The 13,430-nt window shown below is 38.0% G+C and carries 12 protein-coding genes, 1 tRNA gene and 1 other RNA gene; 7 read left to right on the top strand and 7 right to left on the bottom strand.

From position 1 onward, the window contains the following. Positions 1–22 precede the first annotated feature (22 nt). Together BM107_RS00720 and BM107_RS00715 are read left to right on the top strand one after the other, a co-directional pair. Entirely contained in the window at positions 23–1,273 is a 1,251-nt protein-coding gene (locus BM107_RS00720; RefSeq protein WP_090979227.1) for a ComEC/Rec2 family competence protein, read from the top strand. A 67-nt stretch (positions 1,274–1,340) separates the two neighbouring features. Beyond that, complete coding sequence (locus BM107_RS00715; RefSeq protein WP_090979224.1) at positions 1,341–2,042, top strand: hypothetical protein; 702 nt, start codon at positions 1,341–1,343, stop codon at positions 2,040–2,042. 318 nt (positions 2,043–2,360) lie between these two features. Here BM107_RS00715 and BM107_RS00710 read toward each other — a convergent pair whose 3' ends face one another. Continuing rightward, positions 2,361–2,723 carry a helix-turn-helix domain-containing protein gene (locus BM107_RS00710; RefSeq protein ID WP_090979221.1) on the bottom strand — a complete coding sequence of 121 codons (363 nt, stop codon included), beginning with the start codon at positions 2,721–2,723 and terminating at the stop codon, positions 2,361–2,363. 123 nt (positions 2,724–2,846) lie between these two features. Here BM107_RS00710 and BM107_RS00705 point away from each other — a divergent pair, with 123 nt between their 5' ends. Genes BM107_RS00705 through BM107_RS00695 form a run of 3 tightly spaced genes read left to right on the top strand, consistent with a single transcriptional unit; the run spans position 2,847 to position 5,302 of the window. Then, positions 2,847–3,734, top strand: a complete 888-nt coding sequence (locus tag BM107_RS00705) for a HEPN domain-containing protein (protein ID WP_090979218.1) — start codon at positions 2,847–2,849, stop codon at positions 3,732–3,734. Next, positions 3,727–5,019, top strand: coding sequence for a hypothetical protein (locus BM107_RS00700; protein WP_090979214.1), 1,293 nt, complete (start codon positions 3,727–3,729; stop codon positions 5,017–5,019). The genes BM107_RS00705 and BM107_RS00700 overlap by 8 nt, the downstream gene beginning before the upstream one ends. Before the next feature lie 10 nt (positions 5,020–5,029). Further along, on the top strand, positions 5,030–5,302 hold the full coding sequence (locus BM107_RS00695) for a hypothetical protein (protein ID WP_159435174.1): 273 nt from the start codon (positions 5,030–5,032) through the stop codon (positions 5,300–5,302). Between the two features lie 557 nt (positions 5,303–5,859). Here the strand turns inward: BM107_RS00695 and BM107_RS00690 are convergent. From BM107_RS00690 to BM107_RS00675, 4 genes are all read right to left on the bottom strand, one after another. Continuing rightward, positions 5,860–6,564, bottom strand: a complete 705-nt coding sequence (locus BM107_RS00690) for a nucleotidyl transferase AbiEii/AbiGii toxin family protein (protein WP_090979209.1) — start codon at positions 6,562–6,564, stop codon at positions 5,860–5,862. Beyond that, entirely contained in the window at positions 6,522–7,025 is a 504-nt protein-coding gene (locus BM107_RS00685; RefSeq protein WP_159435173.1) for a DUF6922 domain-containing protein, read from the bottom strand. The genes BM107_RS00690 and BM107_RS00685 overlap by 43 nt, the downstream gene beginning before the upstream one ends. A gap of 68 nt (positions 7,026–7,093) precedes the next feature. Next, positions 7,094–8,305, bottom strand: coding sequence for a site-specific integrase (locus BM107_RS00680; RefSeq protein WP_090979203.1), 1,212 nt, complete (start codon positions 8,303–8,305; stop codon positions 7,094–7,096). A 247-nt stretch (positions 8,306–8,552) separates the two neighbouring features. Further along, positions 8,553–8,625 (bottom strand) — tRNA-Lys (locus BM107_RS00675). A gap of 295 nt (positions 8,626–8,920) precedes the next feature. On the opposite strand from BM107_RS00675, the gene BM107_RS00670 reads away from it, so the two are divergent. Then, a complete protein-coding gene (locus BM107_RS00670) occupies positions 8,921–10,207 on the top strand; it encodes a sugar MFS transporter (protein ID WP_090979200.1) in 1,287 nt (428 codons plus the stop codon). Between the two features lie 163 nt (positions 10,208–10,370). Then, complete coding sequence (locus tag BM107_RS00665; protein ID WP_090979197.1) at positions 10,371–10,877, top strand: D-glycero-alpha-D-manno-heptose-1,7-bisphosphate 7-phosphatase; 507 nt, start codon at positions 10,371–10,373, stop codon at positions 10,875–10,877. A 1,305-nt stretch (positions 10,878–12,182) separates the two neighbouring features. On the opposite strand, the gene fsa is transcribed toward BM107_RS00665, so the two are convergent. Both fsa and ffs read right to left on the bottom strand, forming a co-directional pair. Beyond that, complete coding sequence (gene fsa / locus BM107_RS00655) at positions 12,183–12,842, bottom strand: fructose-6-phosphate aldolase (RefSeq protein ID WP_090979190.1); 660 nt, start codon at positions 12,840–12,842, stop codon at positions 12,183–12,185. 91 nt (positions 12,843–12,933) lie between these two features. Then, an RNA gene (ffs, locus tag BM107_RS00650) (signal recognition particle sRNA small type) lies at positions 12,934–13,033 on the bottom strand. Positions 13,034–13,430: the final 397 nt, after the last annotated feature.

Genomic DNA, 13,430 nt, shown 5'->3' with positions numbered 1-13,430 from the left:
TTTTCGACGAAGATTAATAAATATGCACGTAGATTTTCGATTCAATAAAGCAGGACAAGGCTGCTTTTATACTGGTTTTTTCAATCATAACAATTCTGCTTATGCGCTCGCATATGATTGCGGCACCCACAGTAACCAGAAATACCTTAAAAGAGAAATTTCAAAATTTAAAGAAAAACTTAATCTCCACAATAATAACACACTAAACGCACTTATTATCTCTCACTTTGATGAGGACCATGTAAATTATGTATCAACACTGTTGTCTGGTTTAAAAAAGTGCGATAGAGTTATTCTTCCTTACTTAACACCCAGTGAGCGATTCGTGTTATACTTGAAACAAAGGGCTGGGGGAAGTGCAGAATCAGCGGATTACCAACAATTTTTAATCGACCCTGTAGGATATCTCCAGGAATTCAATGTTGGTGAAATCATGTTCATTGGCAACGGAGAAGATGAAGAATCTATAGCTTTTGACGATGACTCTTTTGGGCCTGATGGCAAATCTGCACATCTAGGAAACGAATTCTATGTGCGAGAATTCTCCAGTTTTACTGTTGATGTTTCGATGATTCGTTCAACGAGTCTTTCTCCTCCTGCAGAATATCTAGCCGAACTTGAAGCCAACCCAAATTCAATTGGCTTTTACAGGGACCGAACAAAAATGTACATCTATCCATTCTGGCAATTCTATTTTTATAACCAACCCCGCTCATCTAACCACAATGCTCAAATAAGCGACTTTAGCTTGGAGGTTAATAACTATTTTTACATCAATGCAATTAGCATAGCACCCCTGAATCAGTTAAATCTGAAGTTTCTCTTCGATAATTGGAAAACTTTCGCAGAGATTTATAAGGATAACTTTAACCAGCGAAGTCTAAATTTTTCATCTCTCATCGTCCAGCATAGCTCATTGCTTAAAAACAATCGTATATCTTCCGGTAAAAAACTGGTAAACCGAAAAAAACACGCAACGCTACTAATGGGCGATATACCCCTCAAGGGACTTCGCTTACCTAAGGCAATTGAGCTAGATCAGATACGCTTTTTTCAGTACCCTCACCATGGTGCCCACACACATTGGGACAAGTCCATCCCACATGCACTAAGCAATAAGGTGACCGCAATATTCAATTTCGGCTTTGGGAATACCTATGGCCATCCTAGCGCAATCACGTTGAGCAGATTAGTAGGTGCCTACAAATGGGATATTAGATACAATCACCAACTAAAGTCTTTTAGATATAGTATTCACAATACGACATATTAGTTTCAATCATGAAGAGTCGTAAAAGTTTAGCATACTGCAAGTAACTGATACAATCCATAATTTTCAGATGCACAACAAAATTTTTATAAACAAAATGCAACTTAGTAGCTGGTTAGAGGCCATAAACCAAGCCTTTGAAGACTTAAATGGTCGAGGAACAGAATTGGAAATTCTTCATGTCATTCAATCGAATCAATACCTTAGTTTCGAAAATTCAAAAACACCACAGCGCAGTCTGAACCTGTACTTAAATCGGGATTTTAAGGGCCAAGCCGTTAGGCAAGGAAAATACTGGATAAATCTCAACCCAGAATTTGCCACTGCTCAAGAGCAGGAAACTTTTCACCAAATCAAGCGGAAATTGTCAGCCAATTCCGTAAAAAACATTTTAGCGCTAGAACAGCATGCTAAACAACAAACACCCATGCTCAAGATGAGGTTATCAAGATATATCGAACGTGGTGCAATCGCAACTAAAGTCAAAGCGTTAACCAATTATCAATGCATGATTTGCGCATCACTTAATCTTAATCCATACTCTTTTAAAAAATTAGATGGAACCTTCTATGTGGAAGCCCACCATGTCGAGCAAGTAGCCAACTTGAAATTAGGCGCACTCAGCGTGGAAAATATCATCACTGTATGCGCAACTCACCACAGACAGTTACACTATGGGAAAGTTATTCTATTAGAAAATGGTACAGATTCTCTTATTTTTCAAATAGAAGAGAAAGTAATTAAACTAGACAAGATCAAACTCAAAGATTAGCAACATTCAGCTACAATTTTTAGCTTAAAACGAAATGATCTGCCGAGGAATGCTAGAGAAAAAGTATTACTCAATAATCTGTATCCTAGTTAATGAAATTAGAAAGTTTTTGTTTTTTCCCGACTAAATAAACACGTCTATCAAAACTAAAAATTCCTGATTGTTGTCACCGATCAACCGGTATCTCTGCGGAGATTATCTATTTTAACGTTTCTTTCTAGGGAAAACCCCAGATTCACTATCAAACTTCATTTATAATGTAGCCAACAAAGTAAGGGCTCAATATTTAGTCCCTATTAAGAAGAGGAATGGGTTTAACTACATTTTTCTCAGGAGCTCATTTTTTTCTTTTTCGCTTGCCAACAAGCGTTCATACAATTCAACTATTTTTTCAATGGGATTGAAATTATTCTGAATTGAATTATCGTGAAAATTATTGATATTGTTAAAAATTGTCTCTTCTGTAAAGTGTTTGATTCCTTCTGAAGTTACGCCTAATGCTTTTGCCACTTTCTCTAGTGTAGATTCTTCAATTTCCTCACTTTGTTCAAGTTTGCTTATAGCTTGTTGACTTATGCCAAGCTCTGAAGCAAGTGCTTCCTGTTTCATTCCACGCAGTTCACGGATACGGCTTATTTTTCTACCAAGATGCATTCTATTCGTTTTTTCTGAGGTTTCCATGGCCAAATATATTTAAAAAATTCCGACAGTTAAAAACAACCCTACGCTTGTATTTAACAACAGGTATTGGTTCGGTACGTACTTTTTCTAATCGAAATTGGTTCTCGTAATAATCATGAAGATATGAAAAAGAAATCATTAAAGCCAGTGGAGGGCCAGCAAGGGCCGTTCTTAAATTTTGTTAAAGAACTTGCAGAGCGGTTCACGCCCTTGCATATTCTTAAATTCGGTGAAATAAGTTCCATAACGAATTCTTGTACTTCGTTTTCACCACAACAGAAGATCAGCAATTTTCACTATTACTTATTAATGGTAATTGAGGGCACCACAAGAATCGAACATGGTGTTCAGGACTATGTAAATACACATTTTAACCATGGCAAAATCACGATCCTTGTTCATAGCATAGAAAGCGTGGACACCGCGATTGCAGCTAATAACAGATTTTTTATAACTGTGTTTGATACAGGTATTCAGCTATACAGTTATGATGGTACACTGAATCTGTTTCCTGAATATATTCTTGATAAAAAGATATCTCTTGAAAAAGCCTGTAAGCATCTATACCATAGAATTCCAATGGCGCAGGGATTTTTGGACGGAGCAGGGGAATGCTACAGTAATGAAAAATTCAATGTGTGCGTTTTTATGCTTCACCAAGTTGTTGAGCAATCCTGCATTGCGATGATCAGGGTTTTTATGGCTTATAGGTCTGATATTCATCATCTGGGCAGGCTATTGGATATTTGTGCATGTTTCTCGGAGCAGCCAAGAGTGCTTTTGCTTGGAACGCCAGAAAACAGAAGGCTTTTTGAGAAGCTCATGAATAGTTACAGCCACGCCAGGTATAAAGATAATTTCAATGTCGAGATGAGCGATGCGGATAAACTATATAGCCTGGTTCATAATTTTCTAATTCTCGCTAAAGATCTTTGTGATAAAAAGATCGATCTTCTAACCGCCGAATGTGAAGAGGCGGAAGCATCGAAAGGAGAAACTGAAAATGGATAATGAAATAGTGCTTGCCGGAAAACCTAAATCCCAGTTCTATAAACTTCCGTTTGATAAAAGTACCCGTATATTGAGGTTAAATGTTTTGGAGTCACACACAGAACTTCGAGCCGGGAGGCGGCCATATTACATTGTCGAGAGAAAGCCACTTTCATTTAAGAAAGGCGTCTTGACAATGAGGGTTAAGCTAGAAAACGAGCCAGCGGTAAAAGTTTACTTAAAGGTTGAGTATGATCATTTACTGGTAAGCTGCAATATAGATACGGATGAAAATTATCTAGGAAGATATGCCTATCGAACTTTGAGGGCGATGTTATGGAATGAATTTCATGACTTTGAAGAATATTATTGGCCGGAATGCTTCAATGAAGCAACCGGAAAATCCAAATATCTTGAAGTAATCTGTGATAGGTATGGAGTGGATATCAGGCTTAATAAGGAATTTAAGGGTTTTTTCAGGCCAGATGATTATTTCCTGCACATATCCGAACGGAAGGTATTGGAGAGAGAATATGTGAATGATGAAATAGTTACTTTAAACCAGGAGTATCTTATTGGTTATTGCCTTGCAAATACCAATCCTGTCAGGTTCCATTCCAACCACTATCCATTTCTGATACCGTACAGCTTTTCCCTAAATGCAGACAATAAAACGGTAAAATCTTTTACTGGGTTTCTTTTTGAAGAAGACGATAGTTTTGAACAATCTGAACTGTCCGAAAATCAAGCTGAGCTGAACAGCATCTGCTACGAGATGAAGAAAATTGCAAGGATTCAGTTCAGGGAATACGCAGACGGTGATGAACGTTCTGACGAAATAGACGATCTCAATTTCAGCAATAAGAGGAAGATTTTCGAACTATTCAATAAAGCACTCCCAATGCTATCGACGGAGTCGTTTACACATTACCTGTTTACCTATAAGATGAGAAATATTCAGAAGAAACCTATGAAAAAGGATATGCAGGTTGCCAAATTCTCAGGTGATGTACCGAGTTTCAATTTTTTACTTAGTGATAAGGGTGATTATTACGAACTTAAATTGAGGTTCAAGGTGAAAGGAAAGGTCTTGCATTTTTGCGAAGATAGGATTTCTATGTTTTTTATCGGTTCGTCTTCAAACCCCACTGTCTGGTATCTATTGGAATGCGAAACGGATTCGAGGGTGGTTCTGTTTTTTAGTCGTAAAAACTTTAAGATTCAGGTTCCCAAAGGGTATTACAAAGAGCATTTTGAACCGTACGTAGACAAAATTAAAAAACAGTATGAGCTTGAGATCAAATAGGAAAAGCGACATGGAAGAGATTAAAAAACTACTCGATTTTCAGCCTACAGGGCTTACCGACGACGAAATTGAAAATGCAGATTCTGAGATGGAATATTTTTTCGTGAATTTTCCCTTGCATGAGGCAAGGGCAAATTTATGGGAACTTTACAAGGGTTGGGTACATTTGGAAGCTGAATCTCCGGAAGGTGAAGAAATGACTAACATGCTTTTTTTCTGTAACCAGATGATCAGCTTCATGAACTTTTCTTTTATAGTAACAAGGCAGAAACAAAATAGATGAATAAGTAACAGAAAGCAAGATCATCAGGGAGTCGCTTTCTGTTATCATTAAGTTATTTTTAATCTACTATTGCTAGAGCTGGCCCTCCCGCATTTTCGGCCTGTGAAAGCCCAATCACAACCCCTGTGTTTTCACTATGGTATATACGGAAATGCGATTCCGCCTTAGGCAATACAGTTCATCCGGTTTGAACCCGATCCTCTTTCGTTTAGCAACAGGTGGCTCCTTTAACGCTAACAGTTCTTAAAAAACAATAGTTTTTCAGCTTTTTCTTTTCTATCCCCAGACGACTTTAGGTGTTATCAGCAATCATATTGCTAAGTAGTGCAAATATTCGGATGAGTTAAATATTCACATCGATAGCAGGTTGTCACAAATTGTGATAACCATTGGAGAATCCCTTTGTGCCAACAGCAAGCCCTTAGGATTTGCTAGAAAAAATCTTCGTCGCTAGTGAAGTTGTTGAAGTTATTTTTCGTGCTGAGCCTTGTAATGAAAATGCGATTGTTTTTAGGACGGTGGTTGGCCGAAATGATTGGATTAGTGCATTCTCTAACCTAACGACCAATTCCTCTGCCTCGTTCATTTTTATTGTCGTTCCTTGTTTCTTTCAACTTATTGTTCAGCGCTTTGATTTCCTGAACACGGGTATATTCCCGTACTGCTTTTACTATACTATCCTGAACATCCTGCCATTTTAGCTTTCCATCCATCAGTTTTACTGGAACGTTGAAGTCGATATCATTATGGTACATTAAAGATGACTTGGCGGTGTTAGAATCTACATTTGGATATTTTTGGCAGTAGAAACCAATTATTTCATCCAATGGCATTTCCTTCAAAAGATAATGTATATCGATAAAATCCTTGATGCGTTGTCCGCTATTAACTATTGCATTTATCTTCATAGCCGATATGTCCTGATTGGACATCATCCTAATCCCCTCTATATTTTCGATCGGTTTAATGGATGGATATTTGTGTGAAATAAAATCAAAATCCACTTCGCCAATACTTCCGCTGGCATAATTTTCCTTATTGCGTTTTACGTCTGCGCCGTATTTATTTCGTAAGTGTTCGGCTAGTTCGTTCCTATCAAAATCCGAAGAGCTGAACAAATCAATGTCTATGGATTCCCTATGCCCAATCCTCAAAGATAGTGCTGTACCGCCTACGAGGTAAAAAGAATTGAGGTGATGGTCTTTCATCAGCGTCTGGATTAGATCCAGTGTCCCTGGTTTAACTGTTTCTTTGTGTAACATCTGAGTTTTTCTTTGCTCAACTGAAAATATTTGCAAACGGCTTCCATGGTCATGTCGGAAAGATAGGTAATGTCATTTTTAAGAGCGTTTACCACATTTTCCATCCCGTAAAACCTGATCATCTCCTCCCAATCCTTGGGGTTGCCTTTATCAAGCACCCGTTCCATTACGGTTCTATAACTTCTGTTCCAGTCAAGTTTGTCAAAATCAAAGTCCCAGAACAATACCTTGGGCAGGTCGGGTCTTCTAACTTTCTGTATCAGGGGCTGTCTTTCGATTTTGATTTCGTCATTTTCGAATGGAACCTTCTTTTTGGAAAGATAGTTGTTCAATGTATGATAGTTATAAGCGGGGTAGCTGTCGCAAAATCCCTTCAGACTTGAAAACACGTCGATGTCCGTACTGGCAAATCTCTTCCAATGCACAACAATTACTCTTTTATTCAATTCCTTTGACATCATACAAACTTAACCAAAACAGAAGTTAATGCCTAATATTTTTAAATATTTGTCAGTTAGTGGTTATTTATCTAATTATATTTATTATTTAGAATCGCCATATCTGCACTTACCTTGATATCCAAGACCTTTGCATATATCTGTGTAGTCCTGATATTTGTATGCCCAAGCATCTTAGATACGCTTTCCATCGGCACCCCATTAAGAAGGGTAACGGTGGTAGCGAATGTGTGCCTTGCAATATGTGAGCTTAAAGGCTTATCAATCTCACAAACCGCGGCAATTTCCTTGAGGTACTCATTTAGCTTTTGATTGCTTGAAACTGGCAATGCCCTGTCTTTGGTGATGCAATAGGGATGATCGCTGTATCTTTCCAATATTGCGATTGCAGGTGGTAATAGGGGAACAGCAGACCTAGTTCCCGTTTTGGTTCTGTTTGTGTAAACCCATTTTTTGCCATCTACACCTGTTTTAATATTAGATAGGTTCAGTTTCTCTATGTCAGAATACGCAAGTCCGGTAAAACAGCAGAAGATAAAAACGTCCCGTACCTGACTTAGCCGCTCGGTTAGGAACTGCTTTTCTGAAATTTTAGTTAATTCATCCTCTGTAAGAAATGAACGCTCTACATTTTTACTCTTTAGTTTGTATCCAAACATTGGATCGCTGTCAATCCATTTTAAGCTCATTGAAATGCGAAGAATTTTACCAAGACTTTTCAGATACCTTACCGTGGTATTGTTGGCACAACCGTTTACTGACCTCAGGAAAAAATCAAAATCGCGTATAAACGCATGGTTAATGTTTTTGATGTTGATGTCTGTTATCTTGTATTTTTCATTCATGAAAGCGACAAGATGCCTTTCCAAAACTTGAAAGCGCTTCAAGGTACCAATGGCATATTCCTTTCCTACCAAAGCCTCCATTTTTTCGTTATGAACTTTGATGCTTTCCATCAAGGTATGCTTCCGGACTTCCCGCCCGATAAATCTGCACTTAATGCCTTCGGCTGTAATAACTTCGCCGGCATCAAAAAGATCCCTGTAAACCTGGTTGATCATTGACTGGAGATTGTCCAGATGAGCATTGAAGCTTCTGACATCTTCCTTTTTTCCATCCTGTCTGCCTGATTTGGTATTCCACTTTTCAGGATCGCACTCAAGCCCGCTGGTCATTTCTGCCCTTTTTCCGCCAACAGTTATTCGTAAATAAACTGGCACATGGCCGCCACGATAGTTTTTCTGCTTTTTAAGATAAAAAAGCAGGCTAAAATTAGTTTTCATATAAACTGAATTAAGGTTAACAAAATTAGCCCTGCATTCTGAAAACGTCAAGATGTTCGATGGATGAACGACTTATTAAACAAGTGATTATAAATAATTCGGTGAGTTCTTTTAGTACCTAAATTACTCACCGAATTACACACTTTTAATATGAGAATCGGTGAGTATTTTGAATTTTCCACTAAAACAAAAAAGCTTGCAATCATTTGATTTGCAAGCTTTTACGTAGTTTTTATACTATCTTCTGTGATCCCGCTGGGATTCGAACCCAGGACCACTACATTAAAAGTGTAATGCTCTACCAGCTGAGCTACGGAATCTACTTTACATCAACGTTAACCGTTTCCTTTAAAGTGCTGCAAATATAGGCGTATAGACTGTTTCCTGCAAATAAAAAATCGATAAATGCGGTAGTTTATTGATTTATAGGTAAATTAATTATCTGGCGGTCCTTTTTTAAAATGGTTTTGTAAGTTTTCTATACTTAACATGTAGATCATCCATAGCGAAATGTGGTTTAAAGACATGTTAAAAATAAAATTACGAAAGCAGTGATACCTATTTATTAAAAATTATTTTTTAGTTTGGCCTAAACAAATAAACCGAACCAAACTCATGCAGCAAAAAACAAAATCAGCCCTGGCACAGGGGCCGAAACCGCTCATTATTATTTGTGCTTTATTCTTTATTTTCGGCTTTGTAACCTGGGCAAATGGAACCCTGATTCCGTTTTTTAAGTTATCTTTCGGCCTGTCAAACCTACAGGCATTTTTTGTAACCTTCGCCTCGTACATGGCCTATTTCTTTTTGGCGCTACCATCGTCGTGGATCTTGAAACAAGTGGGCTTTAAAAACGGGATTGTTTTAGGTTTGATTATTTTGGGTTTAGGCTCATTGATATTTATTCCCGCAGCTCAAACCAGAACTTTTGGTTTATTTTTAACCGGTATTTTTGTACAAGGGGCGGCACTGGCTTTGTTACAAACCGCATCAAATCCGTACTTAACCATTATAGGACCTATTGAAAGTGCAGCCAAACGCATCAGCATTGCCGGGATCTGCAATAAATTTGCCGGAATGATTGTGCCATTGATTATGGGCACCTTGTTTTTAAAAAATGCTTCTGAAGTAGAAAAACAGATTAAATCGGCTACCGGTGCAGTGCACGAACAGCTATTAAATGATGTTTTAGGTCGCGTGAATATGCCTTACGTCGTTTTAGCCATTGTTTTCTGCCTTTTTGCATTGCTGATTAAATTTACCAATTTGCCGGAGGTTGAGGTTGAAGAGGATGTGGTAGACAAAAGCAAAGGGGCGGTACTCAAACACAAAAGCATTTTCCAGTTTCCACATTTATTTTTGGGAGCACTTTGTATTTTTGTATATGTGGGAGCGGAGGTTATGGCCGGTGATATTATCGGAATTTATGGCCGCGAATTGGGCATTAAAGCCGAGATTAGCGGAAAACTAACTTCCATTACCCTTTTTAGTATGTTAATTGGTTATATTGTTGGAATTGTAACCATTCCAAAATACATCTCGCAGCAAAAGGCCTTAAGAATCTGTGCCATTTTAGGGATCTTATTCACCATTTTATCTTTTGTAATTTCCAGCTGGTTCGCAGTAATTTTCGTGGCTTTACTCGGCTTAGCCAATTCATTAATGTGGCCTGCAATTTTCCCGCTAGGCATTAGTCATCTGGGCAGATTTACCAAAATAGGTTCAGCCATTATGATTATGGGTATTGCAGGGGGTGCCATAATGCCGCTACTATATGCTTTCTTAAATGAAAAACTGCATATCAACTTTCAACTGGCCTACCTGTTAACGGTATTGCCCTGCTACTTGTACATTCTGTTTTTTGCCATAAAAGGCCACAAGGCAGGATTGAACTTGAAATAAGCAAAAGCATATCAGTTTTATGATTAAGCCCGGCCTTTAATGAGGTTGAGCTTTCTTTTATGCTTAATTTTCAGTTATTTTGGCGAAATTATAAACAGGTAGAATCTCGATACTTAATACTTAAATCTTGATACTAATACCCCCAAAACCCATAATATCAACAATGAACAAAGCTATCTTTCTAGACCGCGATGGTGTACTTAACCACGAAATATACGATTACATTTGTCGCGTTGAAGACTTTAAAATCCTGGATTACCAAATTCCTGTACTAAAGAAACTTTTTGATGAGGGGTATTTGCTGATTGTCATTACGAACCAGGGCGGCATTGCGTTAAAGCGCTATACCGAACAAGAACTGGCTATTATGCACCAGATGCTCCGCAATGCTTTTTTGGCTAAGGGGGCTGATATTGCCGGCTTTTATTACTGTCCGCATCATCCAACTGTTGGTGGGGAGTGTAAATGTAGAAAACCTGCATCAGGAATGATTCTGGATGCCATTGACATGTATGATATTGATCCGGCACAGTCTGTTATGATCGGCGATAAACCCAGAGACGTAGAAGCCGCAAATGGGGCAGGAGTGAAGGGCATATTGATTGAACCGGATGAGCAGATCAGTTACGAGAAGGTAAAGGAAGTCCTTAGTCGTGAGTCTTTAGTCTAAAGTCTCTTTTTAAGGCGTACAAGAATTTAACTCCAGGGCTTATATTGATTTTATTTGGGCGTTTTCACACGCTGTACACTATATCTTTTTGGCTGCCCTTCGAGTACGCTGCCATTGACAGAATCCACTATTTTGATCGTCATTCTCGCGTACGCGGGAATCTTAATAAAACGTTTTAAGATTATTCATCAGTGTTTGCTTTTATATAGCGGCATTCATGAGCACTTCGTGGTTCCCAATCAAGTTGGGAATGACGATTTCCTGAGGGATATTTCCTAATTAAATTTTATCTGTCAATCATATTGATTTTTATATCATAAATTATCCCCCAGGATGATAGCCAAAAGGATGCCTTTTCCATCGTTAACTCAAAATGTTCGCAAAGATATACGAAGTTTAAAAAGGAAAGAATAAATACACTGCCAGTCAGAAGCTTATGATATTACATTACGTTTTTTCGTACCTAATATTTGAATCCTTCCAGAAACTTCTCCTTTAAAATTTCTCAAGTTACCTTGCCTTTTAGACCTGATTGAAATGGCATTCCGGTGTCTGATCAATTTATCTTTCCGGAAAATTCACCGGAATATAATGTAAAGCAGGACTCCAGCAACCGATTGGCACTGGTTCTGCTCTCCAAAAGATCAGGGAAAATGGAAGAGGGAAAATGGATGATGGAACCTGCCTTGCCAAAATTACCAAATCTTTCCACGCGCTTGTGCTTTAAACTTTCTTAAGCTGCCCATGAAAAATAGACCTGATTGAAATGGCATTCCGGTGTTCGATCAATTATCTTTCCGGAAAATTCACCGGAATATAATGGAAAGCAGGACTGGAGCAACCGATTGGCACTGGTTCTGCTCTCCAAAAGATCAGGGAAAATGGATGATGGAACCTGCCTTGCCAAAATTACCAAATCTTTCCACGCGCTTGTGCTTTGAACTTTCTTAAGCTGCCCATGGAAACTAGACCTGATTGAAATGGCATTCCGGTGTTAGATCAATTATCTTTCCGTAAAATTCACCGGAATATAATGGAAAGCAGGACTGGAGCAACCGATTGGTACTGGTTCTGCTCTCCAAAAGATCAGGGAAAATGGGAAAGGAAAAACGCTAAATTATTGAAAATAAAATATTCAGCTTAGTTTGGCGTTCGGGGTTTGGAATAAGCAAAATGCTCAGGTAGCAAACCCTAAGAAACTCATATTCATTAAATTTTGTTAAACAAAAAAGTCCTAAATTATTACTTAATTCAGGACTTTCTTGTGTGCCTGGAACTCAACATTCCAAACTCAATACTCCAAACTTATTTACCCGCTGCTTTAGCGTGGTCGGCTAAAAATGTTGCTAAACCGCTATCTGTTAATGGGTGTTTTAATAAACCAACAATAGCAGCCAATGGTGCCGTAATAACGTCGGCGCCTAATTTAGCACAGTTTACAATATGCAATGGTCCGCGGATGGATGCCGCTAAAATTTGTGTTTCATATCCGTAGTTATCAAAAATTGTTCTGATATCTTCAATTAGAACCAGGCCATCGTTAGAAATATCGTCTAAACGGCCCAAGAATGGAGAAACGTATGTTGCACCTGCTTTTGCTGCCAATAAAGCCTGTCCGGCAGAAAAAATCAAAGTACAATTGGTTTTAATTCCTTTTGAAGAAAAATATTTAATGGCTTTCAAACCATCTTTAATCATCGGAACTTTAACAACGATTTTCGGGTTTAATGCGGCCAGTGCTTCGCCTTCTTTGATAATTTCCTCAAAAGTGGTCGAAATTACTTCTGCACTTACATTATCGTCAACAATATCGCAGATTGCCTTATAATGGTTAATTACATTTTCATCGCCGGTAATACCTTCTTTAGCCATTAAGCTAGGGTTGGTGGTTACGCCATCTAAAATGCCAAGATCTTGAGCTTCTTTGATTTGATCAAGATTTGCTGTGTCAATAAAAAATTTCATGTTTATAAATTCTTAAAATGATTATTAGGTTCTGCTGCAAGAAGCCCTGAAGAATTTAATATCCCCCCTTCAGGGGAATAAGGGGGTAAAAAAAGGGCAAGCACCTTCTATCGCACCGCTACAACCTTCTACCCTTGCTGCGTTCCCACCCTGGGGGAGTTCAAAGGGAGCTGGTCGTAAAAGACTTGCCCGGCCACAAAGGTAGAAAAAGAAGTTGTTTTGCAAAACGCATTTCTGTATTTTTTTTTAGTTTTAAGCTATATAGCTGATTAATAAATTAATAAAATCGAAACCAGCATTTTAATTTGACCACAACAGATTCACTTTCGGTAGTTTATTTTATATTTAAATAAATCATTCATACCTGAAATACTTGTTAAAACGGTTTAGTTTTAAAATTGAGCTAATATGAGCATTTATTGTACAATATTACCATTATCAATTTGCTAAATGTATTGCACAATAATTATTATTTTTTAAATTTAAACGCATTAAATTACCTAGGAACTAAAATTTTTCCAAAAATCGTGTCAACTCTGTAATTTAAAGTTTCTTTTTCCTATCTTAGTGTTTCCTATACACTAACAA

The sequence above is a fragment of the Pedobacter suwonensis genome (genome assembly GCF_900111825.1).
Taxonomy (GTDB): Bacteria; Bacteroidota; Bacteroidia; order Sphingobacteriales; family Sphingobacteriaceae; genus Pedobacter; species Pedobacter suwonensis.
Note: the sequence above shows the minus strand (reverse complement) of the source record. Positions and strands in the feature narration are given on the sequence as shown.